The sequence below is a fragment of the Streptomyces sp. B3I8 genome (assembly GCF_030816915.1).
Taxonomy (GTDB): domain Bacteria; phylum Actinomycetota; class Actinomycetes; order Streptomycetales; family Streptomycetaceae; genus Streptomyces.
Window position 1 is genome coordinate 1 of record NZ_JAUSYN010000001.1, and the last position, 25,786, is coordinate 25,786.

At 68.4% G+C, this 25,786-nt stretch carries 24 protein-coding genes and 1 pseudogene; 7 read left to right on the forward strand and 18 right to left on the reverse strand.

Annotated elements, in window-relative coordinates; translation table 11 throughout:
* Positions 1-417 precede the first annotated feature (417 nt).
* Positions 418-954, forward strand: a complete 537-nt coding sequence (locus QFZ64_RS00005; protein WP_307060971.1) for a hypothetical protein — start codon at positions 418-420, stop codon at positions 952-954.
* Positions 955-997: 43 nt separating this feature from the next.
* Positions 998-3,695: pseudogene (locus QFZ64_RS00010) on the forward strand (Helicase associated domain protein).
* Between the two features lie 86 nt (positions 3,696-3,781).
* Here the strand turns inward: QFZ64_RS00010 and QFZ64_RS00015 are convergent.
* The 10 genes from QFZ64_RS00015 to QFZ64_RS00065 form a co-directional block, all read right to left on the reverse strand.
* Positions 3,782-4,723, reverse strand: coding sequence for a DUF4238 domain-containing protein (locus QFZ64_RS00015; protein WP_307061713.1), 942 nt, complete (start codon positions 4,721-4,723; stop codon positions 3,782-3,784).
* Between the two features lie 159 nt (positions 4,724-4,882).
* Entirely contained in the window at positions 4,883-6,532 is a 1,650-nt protein-coding gene (locus QFZ64_RS00020) for a hypothetical protein (RefSeq protein ID WP_307061716.1), read from the reverse strand.
* Between the two features lie 150 nt (positions 6,533-6,682).
* A complete protein-coding gene (locus tag QFZ64_RS00025; protein WP_307060973.1) occupies positions 6,683-6,847 on the reverse strand; it encodes a hypothetical protein in 165 nt (54 codons plus the stop codon).
* Between the two features lie 591 nt (positions 6,848-7,438).
* Positions 7,439-9,592: a hypothetical protein gene (locus tag QFZ64_RS00035; protein ID WP_307060975.1), complete on the reverse strand. Its 2,154-nt coding sequence runs from the start codon at positions 9,590-9,592 to the stop codon at positions 7,439-7,441.
* Positions 9,589-10,002, reverse strand: coding sequence for a hypothetical protein (locus QFZ64_RS00040; protein WP_307060977.1), 414 nt, complete (start codon positions 10,000-10,002; stop codon positions 9,589-9,591). Before QFZ64_RS00040 ends, QFZ64_RS00035 begins: the two co-directional genes overlap by 4 nt.
* Before the next feature lie 569 nt (positions 10,003-10,571).
* Entirely contained in the window at positions 10,572-10,892 is a 321-nt protein-coding gene (locus QFZ64_RS00045; protein ID WP_307060979.1) for a hypothetical protein, read from the reverse strand.
* A gap of 6 nt (positions 10,893-10,898) precedes the next feature.
* Entirely contained in the window at positions 10,899-11,201 is a 303-nt protein-coding gene (locus QFZ64_RS00050) for a hypothetical protein (protein WP_164420520.1), read from the reverse strand.
* Between the two features lie 141 nt (positions 11,202-11,342).
* A complete protein-coding gene (locus tag QFZ64_RS00055; protein ID WP_307060982.1) occupies positions 11,343-12,176 on the reverse strand; it encodes a hypothetical protein in 834 nt (277 codons plus the stop codon).
* Positions 12,177-12,401: 225 nt separating this feature from the next.
* On the reverse strand, positions 12,402-12,659 hold the full coding sequence (locus QFZ64_RS00060) for a hypothetical protein (RefSeq protein WP_307060984.1): 258 nt from the start codon (positions 12,657-12,659) through the stop codon (positions 12,402-12,404).
* Positions 12,660-13,087: 428 nt separating this feature from the next.
* Positions 13,088-13,348 (reverse strand): hypothetical protein, encoded by a 261-nt coding sequence (locus QFZ64_RS00065; protein WP_307061718.1) that lies wholly within the window; start codon positions 13,346-13,348, stop codon positions 13,088-13,090.
* Positions 13,349-13,988: 640 nt separating this feature from the next.
* Here QFZ64_RS00065 and QFZ64_RS00070 point away from each other — a divergent pair.
* The gene (locus QFZ64_RS00070) at positions 13,989-14,546 is read left to right on the forward strand and encodes an RNA polymerase sigma factor (protein WP_307060986.1); all 558 of its coding nucleotides are present in this window, start codon (positions 13,989-13,991) and stop codon (positions 14,544-14,546) included.
* On the forward strand, positions 14,543-15,457 hold the full coding sequence (locus QFZ64_RS00075) for a hypothetical protein (protein ID WP_307060988.1): 915 nt from the start codon (positions 14,543-14,545) through the stop codon (positions 15,455-15,457). The genes QFZ64_RS00070 and QFZ64_RS00075 overlap by 4 nt, the downstream gene beginning before the upstream one ends.
* 93 nt (positions 15,458-15,550) lie before the next feature.
* Here the strand turns inward: QFZ64_RS00075 and QFZ64_RS00080 are convergent, their stop codons facing one another.
* The 4 genes from QFZ64_RS00080 to QFZ64_RS00095 all read right to left on the reverse strand — a co-directional run bounded on the left by QFZ64_RS00080 (position 15,551) and on the right by QFZ64_RS00095 (position 18,611).
* Positions 15,551-16,348: a hypothetical protein gene (locus tag QFZ64_RS00080; protein ID WP_307060990.1), complete on the reverse strand. Its 798-nt coding sequence runs from the start codon at positions 16,346-16,348 to the stop codon at positions 15,551-15,553.
* Between the two features lie 19 nt (positions 16,349-16,367).
* Complete coding sequence (locus QFZ64_RS00085; RefSeq protein ID WP_307060992.1) at positions 16,368-17,027, reverse strand: aldo/keto reductase; 660 nt, start codon at positions 17,025-17,027, stop codon at positions 16,368-16,370.
* A gap of 246 nt (positions 17,028-17,273) precedes the next feature.
* Entirely contained in the window at positions 17,274-18,446 is a 1,173-nt protein-coding gene (locus tag QFZ64_RS00090) for a cupin domain-containing protein (RefSeq protein WP_307060994.1), read from the reverse strand.
* A 21-nt stretch (positions 18,447-18,467) separates the two neighbouring features.
* Entirely contained in the window at positions 18,468-18,611 is a 144-nt protein-coding gene (locus tag QFZ64_RS00095) for a hypothetical protein (RefSeq protein WP_167357511.1), read from the reverse strand.
* 196 nt (positions 18,612-18,807) lie between these two features.
* Between QFZ64_RS00095 and QFZ64_RS00100 the strand changes: the two genes are divergently transcribed.
* Positions 18,808-20,010, forward strand: coding sequence for a hypothetical protein (locus QFZ64_RS00100; protein WP_307060996.1), 1,203 nt, complete (start codon positions 18,808-18,810; stop codon positions 20,008-20,010).
* A gap of 96 nt (positions 20,011-20,106) precedes the next feature.
* Here the strand turns inward: QFZ64_RS00100 and QFZ64_RS00105 are convergent, their stop codons facing one another.
* The 3 genes from QFZ64_RS00105 to QFZ64_RS00115 form a co-directional block, all read right to left on the reverse strand.
* The gene (locus QFZ64_RS00105; RefSeq protein ID WP_307060998.1) at positions 20,107-21,165 is read right to left on the reverse strand and encodes a hypothetical protein; all 1,059 of its coding nucleotides are present in this window, start codon (positions 21,163-21,165) and stop codon (positions 20,107-20,109) included.
* A gap of 97 nt (positions 21,166-21,262) precedes the next feature.
* A complete protein-coding gene (locus QFZ64_RS00110) occupies positions 21,263-21,691 on the reverse strand; it encodes a hypothetical protein (protein WP_307061000.1) in 429 nt (142 codons plus the stop codon).
* A 106-nt stretch (positions 21,692-21,797) separates the two neighbouring features.
* A complete protein-coding gene (locus QFZ64_RS00115) occupies positions 21,798-22,046 on the reverse strand; it encodes a hypothetical protein (protein ID WP_307061002.1) in 249 nt (82 codons plus the stop codon).
* Positions 22,047-23,498: 1,452 nt separating this feature from the next.
* Between QFZ64_RS00115 and QFZ64_RS00120 the strand changes: the two genes are divergently transcribed.
* Positions 23,499-23,879, forward strand: a complete 381-nt coding sequence (locus QFZ64_RS00120) for a hypothetical protein (protein WP_307061004.1) — start codon at positions 23,499-23,501, stop codon at positions 23,877-23,879.
* A 71-nt stretch (positions 23,880-23,950) separates the two neighbouring features.
* A complete protein-coding gene (locus tag QFZ64_RS00125) occupies positions 23,951-24,604 on the forward strand; it encodes a hypothetical protein (RefSeq protein WP_307061005.1) in 654 nt (217 codons plus the stop codon).
* 19 nt (positions 24,605-24,623) lie between these two features.
* Here QFZ64_RS00125 and QFZ64_RS00130 read toward each other — a convergent pair whose 3' ends face one another.
* Positions 24,624-25,766 carry a DUF6183 family protein gene (locus tag QFZ64_RS00130; protein WP_307061007.1) on the reverse strand — a complete coding sequence of 381 codons (1,143 nt, stop codon included), beginning with the start codon at positions 25,764-25,766 and terminating at the stop codon, positions 24,624-24,626.
* Positions 25,767-25,786 lie beyond the last annotated feature (20 nt).

Genomic DNA, 25,786 nt, shown 5'->3' on the forward strand with positions numbered 1-25,786 from the left:
CCCGCGGAGCGGGTCCCCTTCGCGCTGCGCGCGAAGGCAGCGAACCCCCGCGCTGCGCGCGGGGGTTGCGCTCCCGCTCCGCGGGAGCGCTGCTGCTCGCTGCGCGAGCAGCGCAGCGGCCCGGCTGCGCCGGGCCGGTGACGCTCCGTCCGCTACGCTCCCGCAGCTACGGGGCCTGCGGCCCCGCAAGGCGGCCTCCCCTGCCCTCCAATCACCGAGGGCGCTGCGCGCCTTGAAGGACGACCCCGCTGCGCGGTGCCGTCAACGGGCCTTCGGCCGGCCCGGATGGCTACGGGGAAGAGGGTGTTGGGTGTGGGCTTTATTGCATTTGATGCACATGTAGACTTGGCAGAAGCATGAGACACCTCCTAACCACCTGATGCGGACTGAGCTGTCCGCGCTTCCGGAAAAGGAAAAATGATGTGGAGTGCTCAGGATGTGGCGCGGGATGAGGTTCGGCGTCAGGCGAGTGGCCTGGATGTCGCCGCTGTTGCGGAGAAGGTCGCGGAGGCCGCTGTCCGTGAGCGGGAGACCGCAGAGCGGTTGAGGGGGAACGGTTCCTTCTACACGTTCGAGATGGACCGGGAGCGGTTGGCTTTCATCTGGCTGGCCAAGCATGCTGAGTGGCGGCGTGTCAGGGACTTGATGCGTGCGCTGGGTTGGGGTGTGTACGAGCCGGAGCAGGATGTTCAAGGCTCGATGTGGGCTCGTGAGCGTGAGGAACGGCTTGCTGGTGCGCTTGAGGCGCAGTCCGCCTCCGGGGAGCAGGGACGGGAGGGAGCGGACGAGCTGCATGCCGAGGTCTGGCTGTCCGCCGCTTCCAGCCGGCTGCTCCGGTCGGTGGCCTACCGGGCGGGGCTCCCTCCCTCTCAGGTTCTGGCCCAGCTCGCCGAGCGAATCGTGGTGGGCGAGGACGGTACGGTCTCCGTGCCACCCTTCACAGCGTCCCAGTGATTCCCGAAGCGAGTGAAAAAGAAGCCAGAGGAAGGGCTTGAGAATGCTGAGAATTCAGCTTCGGGAACACCAGGTGGCCCAGAAAACTGCTTTCCGTAAGTGGGTGAGATTCCCTGCAAGGACGTCTGTGCCCGCTCAGGGAGCACGGGGCACGATCGTGTCCGCGACCGGGTCGGGCAAGACGATCACGGCCGCCGCGTGCGCGCTGGAGTGCTTCCCCACCGGGCGGATCCTGGTGACCGTGCCGACCCTGGACCTGCTCGTGCAGACCACCCAGGCATGGCGCCGGGTGGGCCACCGGGCCTCCATGGTCGCGGTGTGCTCGCTGGAGAACGATCCAGTGCTCACCTCGCTGGGGGTACGCACCACCACCAACCCGATCCAGCTCGCCCTGTGGGCCGGGTCCGGGCCGGTCGTCGTGTTCGCCACGTACGCCTCTCTGGTGGACCGCGAGGACATCGACGAACGCGAGGGCCAGCGGAAGGTCCGCGGGCCGCTGGAGGCCGCTCTGGCGGGCGGAGAGCGCCTCTACGGCCAGCGCATGGACGGCTTCGACCTCGCCATCGTGGATGAGGCTCACGGAACCGCTGGTGATCTTGGTCGTACGTGGGCGGCGATCCACGACAACGCCCGCATCCCGGCGGACTTCCGGCTCTACCTGACCGCAACGCCGCGCATCCTCGCCGCGGCCCGCCCGCAGAAGGGCGCGGACGGCCAGAAGGTGGAGCTCGCGACCATGGCCGACGACCCGAACGGGACGTACGGCGCATGGATCGCGGAGCTCGGGCTGTCGGAGGCGATCGAGCGGGAGATCCTCGCGGGGTTCGAGATCGACGTGCTGGAGATCCGCGACCCCTTCCCCGTTCTGGGGGAGTCGGAGGAGGCGCGGCGGGGCCGGCGCCTGGCGCTCCTGCAGACCGCGCTCCTGGAGCACGCCGCCGCGTGGAATCTGCGTACGGTCATGACGTTCCACCAGAAGGTCGAGGAAGCCGCCGCGTTCGCGGAAAAGCTGCCCGAGACGGCAGCCGAGCTGTACATGAACGACGCCACCGACGACGACCTGGCGGCTGCGGACAAGCTGCCGAAGTCTTCGATCGACGCGGAGTTCTACGAACTCGAGGCCGGCCGCCACGTACCCCCGGACCGCGTATGGTCAGCGTGGCTGTGCGGCGACCACCTCGTCACCGAGCGCCGCGAGGTCATCCGCCAGTTCGCCAACGGCATCGACGCCGCCGGGCGCCGGGTCCACCGCGCCTTCCTCGCCAGCGTCCGCGTACTCGGGGAAGGCGTCGACATCACCGGCGAACGGGGCGTGGAGGCCGTCTGCTTCGCCGACACCCGTGGCTCCCAGATCGAGATCGTCCAGAACATCGGCCGCGCGCTGAGGCTCAACAGAGACGGCTCTACCAAGGTCGCCAGGATCATCGTGCCGGTGTTCCTGGAACCCGGCGAAGACCCGACCAACATGGTCGCCAGCGCCTCGTTCCGCCCCCTTGTAGCCGTTTTGCAGGGCCTGCGCTCGCATGACGAACGACTCGTCGAGCAGCTCGCCTCCCTTGCGCTCACCAGCGGCAAGCGCAAGGTCCACCTCCAGCGTGACGAGGACGGGCGGATTGTCGGGGCCGAGGGCGAGGACCAGGAGGACGACACGCAGGCCGCTGCCGAGTCCGCCCTGCTGCACTTCTCCAGCCCGCGGGACGCCGCCACGATCGCCGCGTTCCTGCGCACCCGGGTCTACCGGCCGGAGTCCCTGGTGTGGCTGAAGGGCTACCAGGCCCTGCTGCGGTGGCGGAAGGAGCACGGGATCACCGGCCTGCACGCCGTTCCGTATGACGTGGAGGTCGAAGTCGGCGTCACCAAAGACTTTCCGCTTGGGCGGTGGGTGCACCAGCAGAGGAAGGCGCTGCGGGCCGGGGAGCTGGAGGAGCGGCGCAAGACCCTGCTGGACGCCCCCGAGGCCGGGATGGTCTGGGAGCCCGGTGAGGAAGCGTGGGAGGCCAAGCTCGCCGCCCTCCGGTCCTACCGGCGCGCCACCGGGCACCTCGCCCCCGCGCCAGGACGCTGTGTGGGGCGAGGGCGAGGCAACGGAGCCCATCGGGCAGCACATGGCCAACCTCCGGCGCAAGGGAGCGAAGAACGGGCTGGGCAAGGACCCTCAGCGGGCCGCCGTGCGCGCGGCACAGCTCACGGAGATCGACCCCGACTGGAACTGCCCATGGCCGCTGAACTGGCAACGCCACTACCGCGTCCTCGCCGACCTGGTCGCCGACGAACCCCACGGCCGGCTCCCTGACATCGCACCCGGCGTCACCTTCGACGGCGACGACATCGGACGGTGGCTTCACCAGCAGAAACGGCCCGCTACCTGGGCGCGACTTCTGCCCGAACAGCAGCAGCGGCTGTCCGAGCTCGGCATGGAGCCCGTTGAAGCGCCGTCTTTGGCCTCGGCGGCTATGGATGCGATGAAGCGCCTGGGCAAAGCGCAGCAGGCATTCCAGCGAGGCCTGGCAGCACTTGCGCAGTGGGTGGAACGGGAGGGCCAGCGGCCGGTGCCCAGGGGGCACAGCGAAGAGATCACGGTCGACGGCGAGCCGGTGATTGTGAAGCTGGGCGTATGGCTTTCGAACGCGAAATCAAGGAGGGACCGGTTGGACGCCGACCAGCTGGCTGCGCTCGCGGAGCTGGGCATGGACTGGGCAAGGCCGGTGACGGTCCCGCAGGCCGTACCGGACGGCCTCTGATCGCCTTCTTGCGCCGTGACCGGACCCCGGGCCTCGTAGGGCCCGGGGTCCGGTCATGTGTACACGCCGGGGGATGTTCTGGCAGGTCAGAGGTGCAAGTCATCTGGGGAGCGAGGCGGCGGGTGTTCCACGGTCCAGCGACGTTCGATGTTCTGACTGGGCGGAAATACGCCGTACTCCAAGATGTACTGAGGAGCGGAATGCGTCTGCCCGTCCCATGGTTTGGGCTGCCCTGGGCTGTCCGGCTTCCAATGCTTCCAGGGATCGTGCTCTGGGTGGTGGATCACGAACTGGTCAGCTACGTCATAGGCCACGTCCACGAGCGCGAAGCCGATGGTGCCTTCCGCGTGCATCAGGTGGTCCACGTGCTTACGCCGGTCCGTGCCCCGGGTAGCGGGGCCGGGTAGGAACAGAAAGCGGTGAGGGTCCAGCGGGAGCAGGATGTCGCTCAGTGCGGCAGCGCGCAGCTGGTCTTCGTCGTCGGGGCGGTTCCATATGGCGATGGGGGTATCGCTGGTCAGCAGGCACATGTCGCTGAAGCCCAGCGCCCACGGACGTGCTTCCAGGATGAGTGCCAACGTGACGATGTTCTCGACGATGTAGCGCAGGTGGGGGTTGTTCTGTGCGAGCGTGTGCACTTCCTGCGGCAGGTCGGTGATGTCCGGTGCTTCGGTCTGCTGGTGGGTGAGCCGTTTGCGCTGGCGCGTCGTGCGCAAGATCTGGGCAGCCATCCACCAGGCGAGGACGTGGCGCTGATCCGGGCGCAGCGGCCAGTGCGGTGTGAGCGCCCAGTTCGGGTCGTTCAGGATGACCTTCAGTACTGCTTCGGCGTGTCCCTCGAGCGAGGTGAACAGTTCCTCGATGTGGTGGTGAGGGACTCCTTCGGCACTGATCCCCCAGTAGTAGCCGGTCTCAGCAGCGATGCCGGTGGGCGTCACCGGGAACGGTTCATCGATCTTGTCAAGCCGTCGCACCATCAGTTGGTACTTGCGGCGTGCTGTGTGCTGGGCGAAGTGCTTTAGGTACATCTGCGGCACTGTGTAATCCCGGGTGCCGCCTGCCTTAGCCGCGCGCTTCCCCGACGACGCCTTACCCACCAGCTGCCCTCCCCTGTTCGGCTTCTCACGCCAGTCATACAGGGGACTGAGCAGAAAGTGTCAGTGGATTTGCGGGGGAACGCGGGCTGTCTACTGGCTGGACTGGTGCTGCGACTCGGCGTGCTGGGCAAGCGCGCTGAGGGCGTCACCGGTCAGCGTGAGTACCTGCACGAACTGCTCATCGGGTCTCAATGCGTCCAGGCCAGCCCGCGTAAGGGTGGCGTGCCAGTCCTTTCCGCGGAGATGGGCCGGCCCGGTGGAGCGGAGGCCTTGCAGGACACGCAGCGGGCGGATCAGCGTGTCGTTGTCCCCTCCGCTGGAAGAGACCCATGCTTCGAGGCAGTTGATGCTTTGCGCCTTGGTGTCGGTCACTCCGGGAAGGCGTCGGAGGGCCTTGACATCCAGGTAGTCGATGACGCCCTTGGCGAGCAGCAGTATGAGGGTGTCGGCTTCGTGCTGCTCGCTGCTGGTGGGCATGTGCATGCCCTCGAAAGCGATCTGGTCGGCGGAGTGCCACGGCTTGTAGACCGCTTGTCCCAGAAGCGTGCCCAGGGCAGTGCTGAAGTGCTCTCGTGCAGCGAACAGCCGGCGTAGCGGGTCGGGCGGTCCATCGGTCCATCGGCCGAGGATGTCGCGGTCGAAACGGCCCTCGTCGCGTCCTCCGCTGGGCGGGACGTTGAAGCTGAGCCAGTGATCGCGTTCTTCGGTCGGCAGGTCACGTCCGAGGTCTCCGAGGTAGACCTCGATGAGGCCGTCGGGGTTGTTGCCGATGGAGATTCCCCAGAGTCCCAGGCAGCTCAGGCGGCCGTTCTCGATGCGGTAGCGGGACGGCTGAGAGGTGTATCGGCTGAGGACCTCGCGCCGGAAATAGACCGGGGTCAGGTAGTGCGGGGTGCCGCGGTCGGTGAAGTAGTTGCTCAACTTGTCGGGCTCGCACGTGCAGGTGATGCGCTCCCCGGTGTTGGGGTCGATGGCCACCGTGAATTCGGGGAACTGGCGTTCGGATGGGTGAGGCCGGGCCAGGTCAGCGGGGTCTGCGTCGATGGGCAGCACGATTTGCTTTCCGACCAGCCGTACGAAACCCGGGCGATCCACTGAGTGGATGTCTCCGCTGTGGAAGGCGAAGTGCCGCAGGTCGGAGCGGTCGATTGCGTCGATCGCCGGGTCGGGTACGTGATCGAGCCGGGTAATGCGGTCGTGCTGGATCACCAGCAAGCGACTCCGTGCGGCGAGGTAGCGGCGCAAGGGCAGGGCCGCGATGTCGATGCGCAGCTCGGTATCGGTGCGTCGGGTGCGCACCAGTTCGTGGTCACGACCGGCGTCGTCAAGGTAGTACCAGGAGCCGTCGTTCCTGGGGATGGCGTCGAAGTACCACAGAAAGGAGGGGGTGAACTCCAGCGTCGGTTCGGCGAGCCCGTGATGGGTGCGGAGCTGTATGAAGAACTCCGCGTCCTCCTCTTCGTCTCGCAATCCCTCTTCGAAGACCGTCCGCTGCTCCGGGTAGAAGGTGCTGATCCCGGCGGCGCCGATCGCTGCCTGACTCCAGGTGTACTGCTGAAGGGTATGTGCCCGTGTCTCAGGACGAGTCAGGTAGCTGCTGATCCCCCAGTCGAAGCGGTCCTGGACGGGCTTACCGAGGACCGTGACCCACTCGGTGGGCGTGGCGGTGAGCGGAGCCAGGTAGTCATCCGGCTGTGCGTGTTCGGGAAGGTCGTCGCAGCTTCCGCTGCTGTAGATCATCGCCACGACCACAAGTGTAGGAAAGCGGAGGCCAAGCCGACGCACGGTCTTCGTGGCCCCCGTGTACGGCTTCGGCCCCCAGCATCCGGTGCAGTGAGAGGTGAAGGCCCTGGACCAGGCCGAGCTCGCAGGATTTGCCTCTTGCGTGGGTCAGGCACCGTGGAACTCGTGGGCAGAGCCGCCGCGCCATTTCACCTGCTGCGGGTCTTCCAGGATGGCCTCGTGATCGGTGATGCCGGCGCCTTCGAGGAAGACGACCAAGTCGTGGTCGCTATAGGCGGTGCCGAGGGTCTCGGCCCGGCCGCTGCTGTGCATGGTGACTCTACGGCCGCCCGAGAGAGAGCCGATGCACGACGATCGGTGCACTGGTCACACCTCCCGGCGTGCCCCGGGACGGGCTGGCAGGCGAGTCGGCTCAGGACGCCAGAGAGTGTCGCCGGTCCAGTCCCAGCTGTCCAGGTCACCGGGGCACGGGTCCTATATGGCGCGGCCGCCGGCACCGAACCCAGCCTTGCGGGGAGCGCGGCGCCGGTGTCGACCTTGTCCTGCGTCCAGCCGGTGATGTCGAGCAGCAGGCCATCCAGCGGGGAGCCGACCAGTTCGGCGTAGCGCCGGTAGGGGTCACGGGCCAGGGGGCTCGTGGTCGGCGCCGTAGACCTGGCGGTGCAGCAGCTGGCCAGTCATCACTTCAACGGTTATGACTCCTCTTCCTTGTCTTCACTTAGATGGTTCATGGCGAAGGGGATCTCTTCGGGGTGGGTAGCTGTGCGGGTTAGTGCCCAGGCTGTGCGTGCGTCCATGCCGGGTCCGTATGCGGCTGCCAGACGTCGGGCGCGCCATGTGGTCAGCGGTGCCAGCAGCCATCGGTTCAGTGGGAATTTGACGTGCTGGTGTCCTGTGGAGGCTTCATGGCCGGGGTTCACCTGTGCCTCCGGCAGCGCTGGTGTCCGGGAGGGAACCAGCAGCTTCTTTGAGCGGGCAGTGGGGTTCGGAGCACTGGGTGTGGCTGCAAGCTCGGAGGTTGGCCAGGGCGAGGCGCGCTTCGATCAGGGCGTGGTCGTCTTGGTCCGGGCTTCCGTACAGGAAGCGGGACATGGCATCGAGGGGTGTGTGGGCGTTGCGTACGTCGGTGAGGATGCCGAAGGTGGCGGTGCGGTCCAGTCGGCCCTCGTGAGCGGCTCGGGCCCAGCCGAGGAGGACCTGGTGTGCGTCGTCGCGTACGTCTGGTTGTCGCAGTGTCTGCATCCAGCCGTTGATCAGGAAATCACGGACGGCTGGGGCGACCTGTGCTGCGCTTACCAGGGTGTCCAGGACGTTGTATGCGGGATCGGTGAGCGCGAGGAAGGCCCGAGGGCCGGCGAGGTGGGTGTGGTACTTCTCCAACCAGGTCTCGACCGTCTCAACGACTCGTTGGAACCCTTCGGTGCTCGCGGCGGCGTAGGCCGTCAGGGCGGTCGCTGCGATGCGAGTTGCTTCGTCGTCGACGGCCAGGATGTGGCGTAGCCGGACGAGGGCCATGTGCGGCCATCGCATGCCGTACCGGCCGCTGCATGCCCAGGCGACAACCTTCCGTCGATGCGCGTCAGGCTTTTTCGCCCAGTCCAGCAGCTGTTTGTGGGCATCCCGGGCGAGTTCTTCCGTCTCCGCGGCTTGGGCGATCAGTGCGGTGACGATTCGGAGATATTGCTCGTCGGGGTAGGTAGTGGCCCAGGTGTCGAGGAGGGTGAAGAAGGGAGATTCAACCTCTGTGATGGACAGCTCCAGCAGACGGGACCCGATCTGCTCCGTCCATTTTCTCGCGACACCGTCGGGGGCGGTGATGCGGGCGAGCCACCTCGTGGTCGCCTCTCGTTCGTCGGCCCAGTGGTGCCAGTCCATGCGGATGGCGGAGCGGGCGAGGCCTGGGCGGCTGTGGAATGCGGCTGTGTCGCTGGAGGTGATGTCGACACCGACGTCTCTCAGCCGACGCCGAGGGCTGCGGCCTTCCCGGTACCGGCGCGCGACTGCCTCATGGCGAGCGCCGAACTCGGTGGCTGCCTTGATGCATCGTTCGATAGGGGCGCCCTCGAGGTAGGCGGCGGCGAGCAGCATCACTCGGTCCTGGCCGCGGGTGCCTGTGCCGGTGAGTGTCTGCTCCAGGAAGTCGGTCCATAAAAGGACTTCTTCCCGGATGCGGCGAAGCTCTTGGATTCCCTGTTCACGCTCCGGTGGAGAGGATGCGTCTATGCGCTCAACCGCTTTGGCCAGCCGTTCCGGAGCGATGCCGCGCAGGCGTTCGGCGATCGCGAAAGCATCATCCGGGCTGACACTGCGGGTGATGAGGTCAGATAGGACGCCGACGGTCCGGTCGGGAGCTGCTTGGCGCAACAGGCCGCGTGTCGCAGAGCGCTCGACGTCCTGCTGCAGCCACCCGGCCTGCGCGTGGCTGCCCCAGGCCGCCAGGTGGTTCCGGGCGACCTGGATGGCGTCGGGACGTACTGCCTCAATCTCGAAGCGGCTGTCGCCCCGCCAACCCCGCTGATTACGGGTGATGACCAGGCAACTGCCCGCGTCGTGGAGCTCTTCTGCCCAAGCAGTGAGAGTGCGGGCGGCGTCCTCGGAAAAGAAGCGCGAGGTCGCGTCGATCAGGTAGCCGTGCCCGATGGCCGGCTCGGGTAGGACCTCACGTTCCGGTGCTTCGTCCTCGTCCCAGTCGGCTGCCAGGTAGAAAAGCTGCGGGGGGCCTGCGGGAGTGGAGAGATGGGTGTGCAGGGCGCGGACTGCCGAGATGCGCCGTCCCGTGCCGCGTTCCCCCATGATGACTGCGAGGCCATGTGCAGCCAGCAGGTTTGCGGCCCGCTGCGGGGTGGGAGTGTGCGCCCAGACCGGCTCCAGGGCGGCCTCCTGGTCATCGCGCGGAATGGGGATGACCGGTAGCTTGGGTAGCCGAGTGATGTTGATGTTGCCGTGGTTGGAGCCGCCGACCTGGACAGTAGGACCGGTGTTGCCGACGGCGGACTGCCCAACAGACGGCGGGTTGGTGGGTGGCTGGGGCAGGTCATGCCCGTCGAGCGTGGTCACCTTCGCTCCGTGTTCAGGCTGCCGGAGTTGTCCCTGCCGATCTGAATGACCGAACCGGTGTTGTTCTCTGCGGTCTGGTTCACCCCGCTCTGCGGCTCTTCCGGCTTGCGACGCGCCATTGCCGCCAGTTCCTCGGCTGCTTCGGGGAAGTCCTCCACCAGCGTCAGCAACCGCCGGTTCCACCTCTCCCGCAAAGCCGCTGGATCCAGCGTGGCCGCCTGCACCTGGTCGGCATCCAGCCGGGCGAGCTGACGTTCCTCTTCTTCCTGGCCACCGCGCCGGAAGAACCGAGCTGCCAGCGAGCGCATCGACGCCCAGCTCTCCTTGGTCATCTCTCCGACCAGTGCAGCGGCGGCTGCCCCCGCCAATCCCACCAGCTGTGCTTGCTCCAGCACGACCTTCACCCCCATCCAAGATCCTCTAAGTGACCAAACGATCACCTACTGCAATCAGGAAGGGTCTCAGAGATGCCGATATAGAGAGACAGAGTCCATGAGAATGACTGAAACCAGACGTCGACGAGCATCACGCTACTGACGACACCAAGACAGGGCGAAGGCCGTTCATCGGGTGTGAGTGCGGAGCGTTGCTGTAGGCAGTGTTGAGGAACTCATCCCGGCCGCTGCTGTGCACCGTGACTCTCCGGCCGCCCGAGAGCGCGGGTCGGTGCACGACGATCGGCGCGTTGGTCACGCCTTCCAACGTGCCCCGGGCCGGTGCGCCGGGCGAGCGACTCGGGGGCCGTGAGGGTGAGTCGCCTGACCAGTCCCAGCGGTTCCGCTCGCTGGGGCGGGTCGTACAGGGCCCGGCCGCCGGCGCCGACCTGCCCGAGCTCGGTCATCAGCGCGACGCCGGTCGGGATCTCGTTGGCTGTCCAGCCCCGTGGTGTCGAGCATCAGGCCGTCCAGCGGGCCGCCGGCACCCGGACAGAGCTGAAGGGGGAGATCAGCAATTGCTGATCTCCCCCTTCAGCTCTGCTCTACGGGTGGGGGCCGATGACGAGGACGGTGATGACCGAGACGGTCTCGCCCGCCGCGTTCCTCTCGTCCGGCCCGTACATCCAGTAGATGCGCCAGGCGCTGGGGTTGTGGTTCTCCACGTAGGAGTCCCAGACCTTCTCCGAGGCGTACCCGGGGAAGTTCTCGTACTGGTGGGAGTGCAGGCCGGGGTGGCGCGGGTTGGCCTGCAAACGGGCGAGTGCGTTGTTGACCTTTTTGAGCTTGGCCGGGTCGGCCTTCGAGCCGACAGTCAGGCGGTTGAGGGTCTCGTCGGCGTCTTCGGTGAAGCGGAGGCTGTGCACCTGGTTCTAGTCCTCGTAGTCCTCGTCGAGGTAGTGCGAGAAGTCGCCGCGGTCGATGGTCTTGCCGGCCTTGGCCTGCTCGATCCCGGTGCGGATGCGCTCGGCGAGGTGCGGGTCGTTCCACACCTGCATCTCCCGCTCCGGGATGGAGACGACCGGGGTCAGCAGCAGCACGCCGTCCGGGTTGCTCTCGATCCGGTACCGGCGGCCCGCACGGGCTCCGGCACGGCCGAGGGAAACTCGTCCGCGGCTGTCGACCTCAGTCTCGGCGACGGTCTCGAACTCCTCGCGCTCGTGAATGGCGGTCATGTGCGTACTCCCTCGGTTCCGCCGGAAGGCTCTCCACAGCTCATGCCTCCTTCGAGCGGGAGGCACGCCTTCCAGCGCTTATTACCAAGGTACCCGCATTTGGGAAAGTGGGTAACTCCCACTTTCGTGGTCCTCCTCTCCTCAAGGCCCGCTGGCTTCGGCACCGCCCGCGGCCTCGATGGTGTTCTCCGTGGAGGCCGCCACCTTCCGCGCGGGGCGTGCGATGAACGGGGCGAGCAGCTCGTAGCGGTTGACCTCAGCCGTCCCGGTCGGGCTGAGCGGGGCGGTGATGTAGGTCTTGTGGACCTGGAGCACGCCCTCCTTAGCCAGCTCCCGGAAGCCGCGCTCGGCGGTATCGGGCGACCATCCGTACCAGTCCTTCATCCGCTCGGTCGGAAGCTCGAAGAAGGCCGGCTCGCAGCTGGCCGTCAGCAGCATGGCCAGGGCCGGGAGGCTGAGCTGGTCGATCAGGCCGGTACGCCAAAGCTCGAACGGGATCTTCAGGTAGGCGTCGCGGTTCTGGTTGCCGGGCCGGGTGTACGGATCGAGGCTTCCGTCCTCGCGCAGCAGCGTGACCTGGATGTCCCAGGTCCCCTTGGGCCGCTCGTAGGTGATCAAGCGGCGTTCCTTGAGGCGCTTGAGGACTTTGGTCACCGCCGTGCGGGCGGAGGCGGGCGTCGCGTTTTCCGTGGTGCCGAAGGCCCTGGCCCACACCCCGCCGGGGAGGGTGGTGCTCCACCCCGACTCGGGGGTCTCGGCGCTGGTGACCGCAATGATGAACAGGTAGGCGCGCAGGCCGCGCACGTCTCCATTAGTGACGAACTCGGCCAGCCGGCTGGACCGGTCCGCCTCGTCGCGCTTCTTCTGGACGAACGCCCGCCAGATGGGGGCAAAGTCACGCGCGGCCCGCTCGAGGAGGGCTTCCCGCGTCTCGGCGGGAGAGGCGACCGGCTTCTGGGATGTCTGCTGCTTCACACCACAGACCATGCCGGACGGGCACCCCGCAGACAAACAATCCAGCTTCCGTAGTTCAGACGCTGTAGCGGGTATCTGGAAGATACGAGTGACGATGACAACTGACGATGACAGTGACGAGGTCAATGCCAATAACACCAGTAGGTGGGGTTCAGACGGCGCAGCGCTGAATCCGTGGGTCCCCGGCACGGGAGCCATCCGCCAAGGCAGAAACTGCCACCCGCTTCACCAGAAACCCGCGAAGGCCCCCCGCTGGCCCAGAGGACGGGGATCTCGTGCGTCACTGCGTCGGCGGGCCACTACCGGCAGCGCGGGATGGTTGACCCGGACCTCCGCCAGGACGGTGCCGGTCGCCGGGTCGCGGTGCACCGGGACGTACAGGCCCCAGTCGGCGGCACCGGCCGTGAGCCAGTCCCCGGACCACGGGGCGTCGGGGGCCTCCAGCTCGCGCCCGGCGAGCGGGCCGCCCACGAGTCGAACCATCACAGCGGTGCCTCCTCCGGCGGGAGTTTCCCGCCTCACCCCTTGGCGGGGCTCAGCGCCCGGAGGACAGCGCCAGGGTGCCGGCGACTTCCGTCCCGGCCCGGCCGCAGGGTCGACGTCGGGTGCGGCGCGGCGGCCCGGCCGACGCGCAACCGGCTGAGCGCGCCCCGATCCCCGGCCGCAACCGGGGACGCCCATCCCGCCCGTCCCTTCCTCCTTCACACCAGCCAAGAGACATGGGCAGAGCAGCCGCAACGGGGATGTCAGCAGGCCGACCACGGCAAAACCGCGTGGTGACCTGCACGGACACGGGGACGGTCCTGCGGGCCGCGCAACACCTACCGCAACCCTTGCCGCAACACCCATCGCAACAGACAGGCGCAACACCTGGCGCAACCCCCGTGCTCCTGGTCGACCGGGACGGCCGGTCACGCAGCCCGGACGGCTCCGTGAGCGCGGGCGAGGTGGCGCAGCTCGGAGCGTGCCGCCGGCGCCGGCGCCGGCGCCGGCGCCGGCGCCGAGGGGACGGTCTCCCAGTAGGGGTGCCACCACAGCCGGACGGACAGGTGCAGCAGGCGGCGGCGCAGGGCGGTGGTGTCGCGGGGGCGGGGTGCGGCGAGTGCATGGTAGGTGGCGTTCCAGGCGGCTTGCGTCTGCACCAGGTCGTCGGGGAAGTCGGTCACGTCCATATAGGCATTAGATCGCTTGTTCGAATTGCGTGTCACTTCGGACACGCTCGCCCCTGGCGCAGATCGGGTGCGGACCAGCGCGGTCGGCCTCATGGTCAGGTCCCGGACGCCTTACGTCGAAGCGCGCCCCCTTGTGGTCCGCGTCGGCTATACCGGGATGGATCCGATCACCGCGCCCGCCGTAGTAGATCGCGGCGCACCGCGCTGAGCAGCCGTGGTCGGGCTGTGGGCGGTGCGGGCGGGAGTCGTGGTCGGCCTGTTGGTCGGGCCGTGGTCGCCCCGACCACGGCGGCTCGGTGGGCGCTCGCAGGGGCTCCCGGGTGGGTGCTTTTCCGTCGCATACGCGGGCGCAGTCCGAGCGGGGCACGTCCGACCTGCCAATCAATCTGCGGGAGCAGTTCACGCTCGCCGTCTCAAAGCCCTCTACCTAATATGGACTTCACAACTCTGGGCCTGGTCGGAAGCCTTGCCACCGGCCCGTTGGCCTTGTGGCTTCGCCTTCGCTGGCGCGTGCGGCAAGAGCAGGCGCGCGGTGCCTACCTCGTTGGTATCGCTCAGGCCCTCCCCCGGGGAGGGCGGTTCGACGGACAGTGTGGGGACGGAACCCGGCTTCGTCTGGTCGTGAACGGGAGCAGCGAGCATGAGTGATCGTGAGCCGCGGGAAGCCATGGGCACGGCACAGCCGGCCCAGAGCGCCTCCAGCTTCCCCTCCACCGAAGAATTCGAGGCCTTCTACCTGGAGTTCACACCCAAGCTGGTCGGTTTCCTCATCAGGCAGGGAGCGCGTCTCTCGATAGCGGCGGAGATCGCCCAGGACACCATGCTCACGGCGTTCCGGAAGTGGGCTGAGATCAGCAACCCGCCTGCCTGGACCCGGCGGGTCGCATCCCGAGAACTCATCCGGCATCTCAGCCGCGCCGAAGCGGATCTCTGTGAGGACGTTCCAGAGCCTTCCCCGCTTCTTTCCTCACCGGACGCCGCTGCGGAATGGGAGCAGCAGCAGGACCTCCTGCGACTGCTGGCCGATCTCCCTCCCCGCCAGCGGCAGATCATGGCCTGGAAGTACGACGGTCACTCGCCTACGGAGATCGCCGAAGAGTTGGGCATCAGTCCTGAAACCGTACGCTCCAGCCTCCGCAAGGCCCGCCTCATGCTTACTGCCCGCCTGGCACCGCGTGAGGAGCGTGAAGACCGATGACAGACCTGTTCGAGCAGTCGTGGGCGAAGCAGAACACGCGGTTCGACACGGAGCTGGCAGACCTTCTTGACCTCAAGGCCGGCCTGCGTGAGATCTCGCTGGAGAGGGATCAGGCGCAACTCGAATCCGGGCTGGAAAACGTCCTGGATCTGTCGGGGGGGCTAGCGGCCATTCTGGCAGGGAACCTTGACGCGCCCGGGTTCGTGCCGGTTGAAACCGCTTCAGCACAGCCGGGCCAGGACCCCGGACCGTGGCTTGAGGCGGTGCCTGTAGAGGCCCGCCTGGCTGTGCGGACGTCTCCTCTCGCGCACGCCCTGCATCTGTCGCATGCGGCGGTCCGCTCTCTCTCACGCGCCCAGGAGCAGGCGCAGCAGGAGGAAGCCCGCAGCCAGCGCGAACCGCAGGGCCCCGGTCCGATTCACCAGTTCGACACCGACCGGATGATGGCCACCAACTGCACTCGTGCGCTCCTTGTCGACTGCGACGTCGAAGCCCTTCCCCCTCAGGCTGTCCTGTGTGCACATGACCTGCTGTGTGTGCTCGAGTACGTCGAAGCGCACGGTCGCGCGCACTACGCCCAGGCTCTGGAAGGTGCTCTCGCGCGAGCTCAGGACCTCCTGCGGGCCCTGACTACGGAGGTCGTCACCCTCCTTGGCCTCAGCGAGACGCTCCGCCCGGACTACGAGACGCTCCTAAGCCTGCTGGATGACTTCATCGGTGCAGACCTGCGCCGGGCGGACCTGGCAGAGGTCAACCTGGACGGGCTGTGGTGGTCAGAGACCTCAACGAGCTGGCCACCGTACGTAGACATCGAACTGCTCAAGCTCGACTCGGTCCAGACCGCACCAGGAATCTATGTGATCACCCAACGCGGTATGACCAACATCCCCGACAACCTCGCGTGCGCGTGAGCTGGGTTCCGGTAACGGGCGAGGCCCGCCCTCCCAGGCTGCTCGCGAAACCGACTCTCAGCGACTGCACGGTGGCTGGACAGGCCACACGAGTCAGCGGCTGCGCAGTTCCTCGGACCAGTTCCGGAGCTGGTCTTCGAGGATGAGGTTGTCGCCGCGTGCCACCGTCTGGAGCAGCTGGGCGCACACGGTGGCTTCGGCGGCGAGGCCGGCCGGGCTGCCCAGGATGGGGAAGACGGCGCGGACGCGGGCGGCGACGTTCTCCTGGAGCAGCGTGTAGGCGTAGAACGTGGCGGCGTCGAAGCCCTCCGGAGCTCGCCCCCAGCCCTCCCAGTCCAGAAGCTGCAGGGGCGCCGCGGTGAGGTTTGCCCAGTGCAGGTCGGAGTGGGCGGCGGTCGAGCGGGCCACGGCCGGGGCCGGGATGCCCAAGAACTCGGGGATCGCCCGGTCCATGTACTGCGGCCGTACGGCGACGCGGTCGGTGTCGACGGCCGACACCTTCTCCAGCGTCCCGGCGAGGTCGGCCCACCAGGAGTCCGGCAGCTGAAGGTCGCACTGGAGGACCGGATCGTCGGACAGGACCGGCTGGTCGACGCGGGCCGACAGTTCCGCCCGGTAGGCGGTGCCGTCGTCGACGGCATCGTGGACAGCCAGGAGAGCGGGCCGGCGCCCGTCGAGGTCCCCGAAGACGTGCTGCGCGTCGAGGGCTCCGTCCCACAGCTTCCCCGACGCCTTGTCCTCCGGAGCCGACACCAGCCGCAGCCACACCGGGGCGCCGACGGCAGTGCGGGCCGGGACACCCAGGGTGCGCCCGGCCCAACCCCAGAACTCCCCGCCCGGCTCGACTCGGACGTCCAGCGCCTGGGCGGCGCGGGCGTGGCGGGAGCGCATGCGCTGTTCGGTGTCCGGGTCAGGGGGAGGCGAGTACACCGGTGATCTCCCGCAACTTGGCGGCGGTCAGGGAGGGTTGGGCGACGGCGTCGGCCGCCTCCTTCCAGTGTGGCGCACCGGAGGCGGCGAGAAGGACGTTTGTCACTCCTGGGCATGACGCGACGGCGAGGATGCACGCCTGTGCGGGGGTCAGGCCCGGCCGGATGAGGTCGGCGAGCTCCTGGTCGACGATGCCGGGGAGCTCGCCGCCGTGCAGCGGAGCGGAGGCCATCACCCGCAGCTCCGCCCCGGCTGCGGCCGTGAGCGGGCCCCGGCCGTGAAGGGCCTGCGTGATCGGCGTCATCATCACCAGACTGACCGGCATCTGGACCGCGACCAGGTGGTGACGGCCGCCCGCGGCTTCGGCGGCCAGGGCGAGCAGTTCCCCCACCGTGAACGCCTCTTCTTCCAGGCCCGCCCACGTGGCGATGCCGTACCCGGCCACGTTCCCGGCTGCCACGGCTTCCTCGAGGACGACGAACGCCTCCCGCATCGCGCGGTGCAGGGTCGGGCGGTCGCCGGGGTGCGCGCGCTCCGGGTTGTGCAGCAGGACCAGGTCCAGCCGCTCGCGCCCGAGCTGGGCGCGGTTGCGGCCCACCTGCCAGCGCACGTACTGCGGGGCGAGGCTGTGCCCAACCACCCGCCTGGTCCTCGGTGAGGACACCGGCGCTCACGGCATCGGCACCAGTGGCCGCGGTGAAGTACCCGGCCTTCGTCGCGATCCGCAGGGCCGGGTGGGCGGCCAGGGCCAGGGCCAGCAAGTCCTGAGCGCGGCCGGTGGCGTAGTTGGGGGCGGTATCGATCCACCGCGCGCCGGAGGCGGCCGCACGGACGGCCGCCTCCGGGATCGCCCGGCACCGGTAGGTGCCCAGAGCGAGCTCCGCTGTCACAGCAGGCTCCCCACCGTCGCGGCCTGCCCGGCAACGAGCTCCTGGACCAGCCCGGCGATGTCCTTAACATCAAGGCCGGCTGTTTCCGCGAGCGCGGCCAGGTCCACGGTGCGGCCGTCGACCAACGGGCGCAGCACCGCCTCCGCCGCGGGCGCGAACTCGAACGTGCTCCCGGCGGCGGACAGCGTCACCGCGTCCTCATCGACCTCCAGCACCGCGCGGGCGGTCGTCAGCCGCACCCGCAGACCACCGTCGGCCGGGATGCCGTCGATGTACGGCAGGCTCGGCACCATCCGGCCGACGGCCTGCCCGTCCATCGCCGTCCGGTAGCGGGCGAGCAGCTCGGGGTCGTCCAGCAGTTCGGCGAGACGCTTGCGCATCCCGTCCACGGCGTCGGCCTGGACGTCCGGTGCGGCGAGCAGTGGCAGGTCGCGCCTCCAGTCCTCGTGCGTGAGCAGTTGCTCGGACACCCACGCCATCAGGTCGGTCGCGGTGTGGGTCTGCAGGCCGCAGGTGACGTGCAGGGAGCGGGTGCCCTGGTCGGCGGAGACCGCGTGCCACACGCCGCGCGGCACGTACAGGACGTCGCCCGGCCACAGGACCAGGTCGGCGACCGGCTCGGTGGGCGCCTCGCCCGGGTCCTCGATGTCGCGGTACAGCGGGAACGGGCGGGTGGTGCCGTAGATCCGCCACCGCTTCGCGCCGTCCAGCTGGACCACGATCGTGTCGTGGTCGTCCCAGTGGACGCCGAAGCCCTCGGTGGCACTCCATGAGGCGTAGAGGTTCGCCTGCACGCGGGTGCGCAGCTCGCGCTCGATCGCTTCGCAGAGGCGGGCGATCGGCGGGTGGAGTTCGTCGACGCTGTCCAGGGCGAGCGAGGCGCCCTCCTTCAGGCGGGCGTGGAGTTCGGCGGGGTGGAGGCGGTGCCACACGGTGTGGCGGCGGGTGGCGACCGGGGTGGTGTAGCCGCCGACCAGGAGGGTCTCGCCGTCGCGGGACAGCCGCATCCGGGGCGGTTCCAGGCGGTGGGCGGCGAGGATCTGGTTGAGGTCGTCCCAGGTCATGATCCCGGCGACGTCGAGGGCGTCGGGTACGTGGCGGTGTTCGCGGTGCAGTGCCTGGGCGAGGAAGTCCTCGCCCAGGCACGCCGCGATGGACGTGTGCGTCATCGCGTCAGGGCTCCCGGTCCGTCAGTCGTTGCCGTCGCTCTTGCCGGTGCCGCCGCCGTCCGAGGGGATGGCGTTGCGGCCCCGGGCGGCGACGATCAGCCGACGGGAGCGGACCAGGCCGCCCGTCGACGGCACGGCGGGCGGGGGCGTGGCGGGACTCTGCATGAGGACCCTCCTCCTGATCGGGCGGCCGGGCTCTGGATAGCCGCGGCCGCGAACACCGTCAGTACAGCCGCGAACCACGCGGGCGATAACCCCGTGATGGGGCCCCCACGGTGGGTATGGTCGTTGGGCTGACGCACTGTCATTCCACGAGAGTTCTGGGGGACTTGTGGACGACTTACCGCCGTCACCCGCCCAAGTGCCGCGCCGCCTGCTGACCGACCCCGCGTTCGTCCGTGCCTTGCGTGAGCGGGACTTCACCACGGTGTTCGCCATGACCCACGACGCGGGGATCTCCTTCAACCGGATCGCCGAAGCGTGCGCGCTCAAAGCCGAGCGGGTCAGCCAGATCGCCCGGGGCACCACAGCTGTCACCGCCCTCACGACTGTCGAGCGAATCGCCGGCGGACTGCGCATTCCCGGTGCCCTACTGGGGCTTGCTGCGCAACCCTGGGAGGACACCGCCGTTCACAGCACGGAGCCCGACCATGGAGACGATCCGATGAAGCGACGCAACCTGCTGCGCGGCGCACTCGCCGCCGGCCTCACCGCCCCGGCCCTCGCCGCCCTCACCGCCGCCCGGACCGACGTCGACCAGACCCTCTCCCCCGACACTCCCCAGGACCTGGCCGACCTCGAGGCCGCAGCCGAAAGCTACGGATACGGCTACCACGGACAAGCGCCCACCCGCGTCCTGGCCGACCTGGTCACCGACTTCACGACCCTGCGCCCGCTCCTCACCGTCCCTCAGCCCGCACCAGTACGGGCGCGGCTGTGCCGGACGACCGGGCAGATGGCCGGGATGACCGCGATCGTCTTACACGACCTGGGCAGCCGCCGGGAGTCCCGCGCCTGGTTCGCCACCGCCGCCCGGGCCGCCGCCGAATCCGGCGACCCCCAGCTGCACGCCTGGGTCCTCGCCCGCGAGGCGATGGTGCCGCTCAACTACGGCGCCCCAAAGGCAGCGGCCGACCTCGCCGAACAGGCCCGCCGCATCGCCAGCACCCGGCCAACCGCCGCCGCGGTGCTGGCGGCCGCCGTCGCCGCCCGTGCCTTCGCCCTCAACCACCAGAGCGAACAGGCCCGCCAGGCGCTTGCCGACGCCGACGCCCTCATGGAACGGCTCCCCCAGGGCGAGCGGTCGGACACGTGGCTGACGTACGGCGAGCAGAAGCACCACGTCCACCTCAGCCACGCCTTCACCACCCTCGGGGACACCCGCCGCGCCCGGGAGAGCCAGCAGCACGCCCTGGAGCTGTCTGCGCCGACCTGCCGGCCCGTCTATGAGAGCGCTTCCTCGCACACCCTGATCGGGGCCGGTCCGCTCCCGCTGATGGGGCTGTGCAGGCTGTGCCGAGGGATCCACGCTTCGCTCGCTGCGCCAGGCCGACGTTCCCGTTGACCCGCAGCAGCGCGCCGTCCTGGAGACCGTGGCCGCCGCCATGGCGTAGCCGGGCCACCGGCTCCCGGGCAAGCCTCTCGCTCGGGGGCGCCCGGGTCAGGTGGTCTGCCGCACCGGACGGCCGACGGACCACAGATCGCCAGGTGCGCGTACGAACGCGGCGTGGGCCTGCATGTCTCGCTTCAGCTGTGCGGCGGAGATGGTGTGGCCGCGTCGGGCGAGCACGTCGCGCAGTTCGCCGGGCGTCAGAGGTCGGCCGCAGCGCGCGAGGTAGCGGGCTGCGAGCTGCTCGTTGGTGGGATAGGCCGGGGGCTTCACCACCAGGAGCGAATCGCTGAGCGTTCGGTGCTCGGTCATCCCGGCTTGCGCCAGCTCCAGCAGCGGCTTCGCTACACCCCCTGCCTGCGACAGGCGGCGTCGCCAGTTGTCGCGGGTCAGGTAACCGTGGCGGTGGCACCACCACAACAGCCCGCCCACAGCGGCCGTCGCGGCCAGCGGGTTGTTCGCGGCGAGGACAACCAGGCGGTGAACGCCAGCACCGAACAGCTGGAACGCGATGTCGATGAGTACTAGCGCGTTCGCGGCGGTGGCCTCCAGGCCGGCCATGCGCAGCACGCTCTCCGTGACGGGGATCCAGTCGATGACGGCGAACCCGAAGCGGGAAAAGACGCTGTCCTTGGAGACGATGACGGACGGCCCCAGGAACTCCGCGAGCGCCATGGTGGGCGCGTCGTCGGGATCGCCCCGGTGCCGCTTCGGCATCTCCCGGTCGACTCGCAGGATGTGCCGGGTCTGCGGGGCCAGGTGGTCGCGGATCTCCAGGTCGACCACTCGCAGTGCGGGCAGGATCTGCTGATCGAGCACACGGCGTGCCTGACTCTCCGACGCTTCGAGGTCGGCGGCCACTTTGGCCAGGTGTTCGTCGACTTCGCCGGGGACGTGCGCGGCGATGTACGGGGTGGCACGGCCGGTGACAGCCAGCGCGGTGACCCGGTCCTGTCGGCCGCCGTGCTTGGCCAGGGCGCAGGCTTCAACCAGCAGCGCGTTGGTGTCGAGGACGGGCAGCAGCATCCGCCGGTCCAGCACCATCGGGTTGAACGCCGATCCGGAGGGGACCAGCAGGGGCGGTGCCGCATCGGCACGGTCGAGCGTCATGGATCAAGTGTCGCCACTGCCACTGACATCGGTGCGGAATTTCCGGGCCCGGACCGGCCTGGGTGACAGATCCTCAGAGCCCGTCGTCGGCCGATGACTACGAAGCCCAGCCGGGCAGAGTCCCACGCGCGCGTGCGTCCTGTTTGGCGACGCGGACCCGGGCGGCGGCCCACTGATCAGCACCACGCTCAACGTCCCGCCGGTAGGTGGCGCACGCCCCGACGGAAGCAGGTCCGGGCTCGTTCAGGCCGCAACCCCAGCAGACGACCCGGTCGGCGTCGGCCGGGCAGGCAGTGCGGGTCCCGCAGCGGGAACACGCGTGCACGCTGTCGCGGTCCAGGACGTCGGTGCTGGCGATCTCGGTGTGCGTGCGGCAGAAACCGCAGCCCACGGTCATCGGCCGGGTCCGGTCGACGTGCTCGCGGTCGGCGGTGAGGGTGAAGTCCGCGGAATCCGGCTCCCCGATCAGCCCGCACGCTGTGCACGCGAAGTACGGCGCGCGTTCTGCTCGGGGGATCTCGGTCACCGGGAATCTCCTCCAGGGCGGCTACACGTCACGGGTTCGGGAAACCCTATCGGCCCGCGCTGGCCGTGGTAGGGGGATCCAGCCGGGCGGGCCGGGCCCGGCGGCGTCAGGCCCGCCAGCGGAACAGGCCCCGGAGTCCACCGGGTTCCGGGGCGGCGTCCGGGTCCGGCTCCGCCTGTGCGACCGCGGCCGCGCGGGCGACGTCGGCCGCTTCGGCGGCAGCCTGCTTGCGGGCCACGTCGCTGGCGTGGCAAGTCCCGCACACAGACACGTTCCCGGCGTTCCAGGCCGTCTGGTGCGCGGTGGTCTCCTCCCAGTGCTGGTTGGTGAACTTCTGCCCGCACCGCTTGCACACGGGACGCTGCGCCTCCCGCTCAGCAAGGCGGCGCTGCTCCTCCGCCGCTTGGGCGCGGGCCTCCTGCTCGGGAAAAGGACGTCGCCGTCGGGGTTGTCCAGTGCGGCCGTCAGCGTCTGCTCGCCCTTGCGTCCCAGCCGCCGCCACACCGCCGCGTCCGCGCCGTGCTCTTGGAGCTGCTCCAGGGTGGTGACGACGACAGGCACCGCCTGGCGGTAGTCCCGCGCGATGATGGCCTTCTCGTAGAGGGAGTCGTACCGGCGCGGCGCCCAGTAGCGGTGGCCAGCCTCCTCCAAGGCGGCGACCGTGTTGGCGACCTTCGCCTCGGTGGTGTCCACGAAGACGAACGCGAGGGGCACCAGGCCCTCGCGGCCGGTCGGCGGGTAGAACCTGCGCCACAGCGGCGTGGTCGTCGTAGCCGGTGCCCAGCAGCTGACCGGTGTCCGGGTCGCACTCCTGCTTGCGCAGCACCGAGACCCGTATGCCCTTCGGCTCCAGCAGCTGCTTCGCCTCGCCGTGTCCGCGCTTGGTTAGCACCCACACCTGCCGCTGGTCCCCACCGACTCGATCCTCTCAGGGAATCGAGCCTCCATCAAACTCGGAGCGGTTCAGTGTCTCGACCGTCGGCTGCCTGGACGTGACGACTGTCGGCTACTCCGTCTGGTCGGGGCCCCTGAAACCAGCGCGGGCTCGCCAGGCGAGCCTCCTGGCCGAAGGTCCCGCGCTGGGTTTTGCTCTAGTGGGTGAGGTAGCAGTCGGAGACCCAGCCGGTCACGCCCGTGTCTTCGTTGGTGATGTTCCACCAGATGCGCGACCTGCCGTCAGGACACGTTACCCACTCGTTCAACACACTGCTGTTGTAGTCGAGGCAGTCGTCCTGGTAACCGACCCCAACGACCGAGGTGCCGGTTCCTGGCGCGCTGTGAATCCTGACTCCATCGGCTGTGAAGTGTCCGCACTGCAACGGTCCAGCCGGGCTGTAGTGCGCCTCACCAGTAGTCGCAAGGGGACCGTTCGCGGCAGCTGCTGTCCCCGTTGTGAGCGCGAGTGCACAAAGTCCCACTGCAACGGCCGTAACCACACTGCGTCCCGCCCTGTTCCGCATAGCTATAAAGCTCCTATCTCCATGAAGTGCCACAGCGTTGGTCGATGCGCTGCGCACTACATGCTTCCGCGCGGGCATGTCCACTGCCATGTTTTCGATGCTCGTCGAATCGCGGCACAATTCGCTGGCTGCCAGGAAGACGAGCCGTTAGGACGATGCGTCGGGGGCAGGGATGAGGCCGGTATGCCGGCCCCACCGGAAGGCCGCTGCGCGCTCGGCCTGCCAGACCCGGCTGCGGTGGTCTGATTTACCACGCCCACGAGTGAACACCGCCGGGATACTCCGCCATCCCGTCCCTACCGCCGTTACGAAGGTTACGACTCGTCGGATCTTCCAGAAGGACACCCGTGCGCATCCTCACCGCCTTCGCGGCCGCCGCTGCTGCCCTCGCTGCACTGATCACCCCCTCGCACGCCGACGGCCCACTCGGGGCCAAGGGCGACACCCTGTCCATGCCGCTCGCCGACGCCCTCGCCGCACTGCCCGCCGCGGGAGATGACCGCGCCGGCTACCAGCGCAGCGCGTTCAAGCACTGGGTCGATGCCGACCGGGACGGCTGCAACACTCGCAACGAGGTCCTCAAAGCCGAAGCGGTCACCGCGCCGGAGCAGGCCGCGGGCTGCGAACTCTCCGGCGGCCGGTGGTACAGCGCCTACAGCAACACCTACGTCGACGCACCCCGCGGTCTGGACATCGACCACCTGGTATCCGTAGCCGTGACGATCTAAATCGGTATTTTTGCAGTTCAAAACGTCAGCGCCATACCGCCGACAAGTGTCGGCTGCGAGATGATCAGCGCATGAATTTCCGCGCGTATGCCAGGCAGGTTCGTGACTGTGATCTCCCTTTCGGCAGGCGCTATCGAGCTTTGAGGGACGCAGTGGGCTGCTACTGCCCACTCGGATTTCACGGAACGTGGTCATACCTGAGCACGGCAGGTGACCTCAGGAACGACGAGACGGCACTGCTTCACGCGCTGGAGAAGCTGGAGGCCAGCCGCACAGTGTGGCTGCAGGAGGTGGCGTCGTTCGCAGATCGCCGCCGTGTCGACAAGGCACGCCACCGGCGGACTCCGTGCCAGGTGGAGGTTCGCTACCTGCTCGGGTGGAGATGGCCCGGTCCCGAAGGGAAACAGGCGACACTAAACGAGGTCGGGCGGCTTTGGGCCGCCCACTACCGAGCCCCCTTTCCCGACGTTCCGGCCGGCAGCAAGGGAGCCCTGGCCGAGCTGGACACGTGGCTGGCCGGCTGCGTCTCCACCTACCTCGCGAATGACGGGGATCTTGACATCGGTCGACAGAACGTCATCACGAAGTGCCTGCCGAAGCTACGTCGGCACGTTGCCCAACTGGGCTATCCGTGGGCCTTCCCCCAGGCATTTGCATACTTCCGCCTCCTGCTGAAGATGACCGAGCTGATCCACAACGACAAAGCCCAGGAGACTGACGGGTGAGCCAAGCTCCTCATCGGGATCAGTCCGTGTCCGTGGCGGCCAGGACGGCGATTCGTCGAGCCCCTGGGGCAACGGAGACCAGCCCTATGTCCCAGGCCACGAGCTCGAACCACTTTGTGGCGGCCTCGAAGCTGTACCAGTCGCACGCCTGGGCGTTTCGTTCCACTTCGCTGAACGGTGCTGCCACGGATGCTCCGGAAAGGCTGCCGACGGAACGCCATGCGGCCAGTCGCCCGTAAGCGCCATACTCACCGTTGTTGTACGCACCGCCGGTCGATGCCGCCGCGAAAAGCATGCGCCAGGCGTGTTCCGCTTGGCAGGAGGAGAGGGCGAGGCGTTTGCGCGGACCTACCCCGTTCAGGCACTCCAGGCCCAGCGTCACCAACAGGTCGGGAAGGCACTCCGTCTCGACCGGCTCAGCCAGGTCGTACGTTCCCGTTTCACTGCGGCCATTGGACTCCTTGGCCCAGTTGGCCACGGCTGCAGCAGCGGCCTCGCTGAATTTTTCCGTCGTTGTATCGGTCACTTGCGGCAGGTGCCTGACGCTGCCCAGCGTGACACCGGAGCCGTCCTGGGGCCCGTAAGGCATCGAGTAGCTGCCCCCACCCACTGAGTAACTCGGCAGGGGTGGCGTCTCCTCGATCACCGACAGCTCCAGCGGCAGCCAGGCAAGCGGATGATGGCGCCAGTGCGGTGACGTCGCCCACGCCTCGATCACCGGCGACTCCGCGATCGTGATGCCTCTGAGCACCATCTCGTGGACGAGGCAGACCCGAAGCTCCTCCGAGGCTGCGGCGCGTGAGCTGCCGCCTGCGAAGACGAAGGTCAGGTCGTGTGGTGTCTGGCCCTCGGCGAGCAGTGAAGCCGCGTAGCGGGCCAGCTTCCGGTTGCCGGGCGAGGCAGCGGACACGAGCCGCACCGCCTGCTCGACGTGTTCGGGACCTGGAGCCATGGTCAGCAGGCGGAGAAGACGGTCGAAAACACTGCGATACTGCCAGATCTGAGCGGCGGAGGAACCGTATCGGTTGGCCAGGGCAATGCCGAGATCGGCCACGAACTCGGCATCACCTTGGGTGAGCCTGCCCTCGGCCGTGTTCCATACCTCGGTGACCCTCTTCAGGTCGGGCAGTCGCGTCACGATCTTCTGTATCCGGTCGCTCACGCCGTGACCCTAAGGGAGGG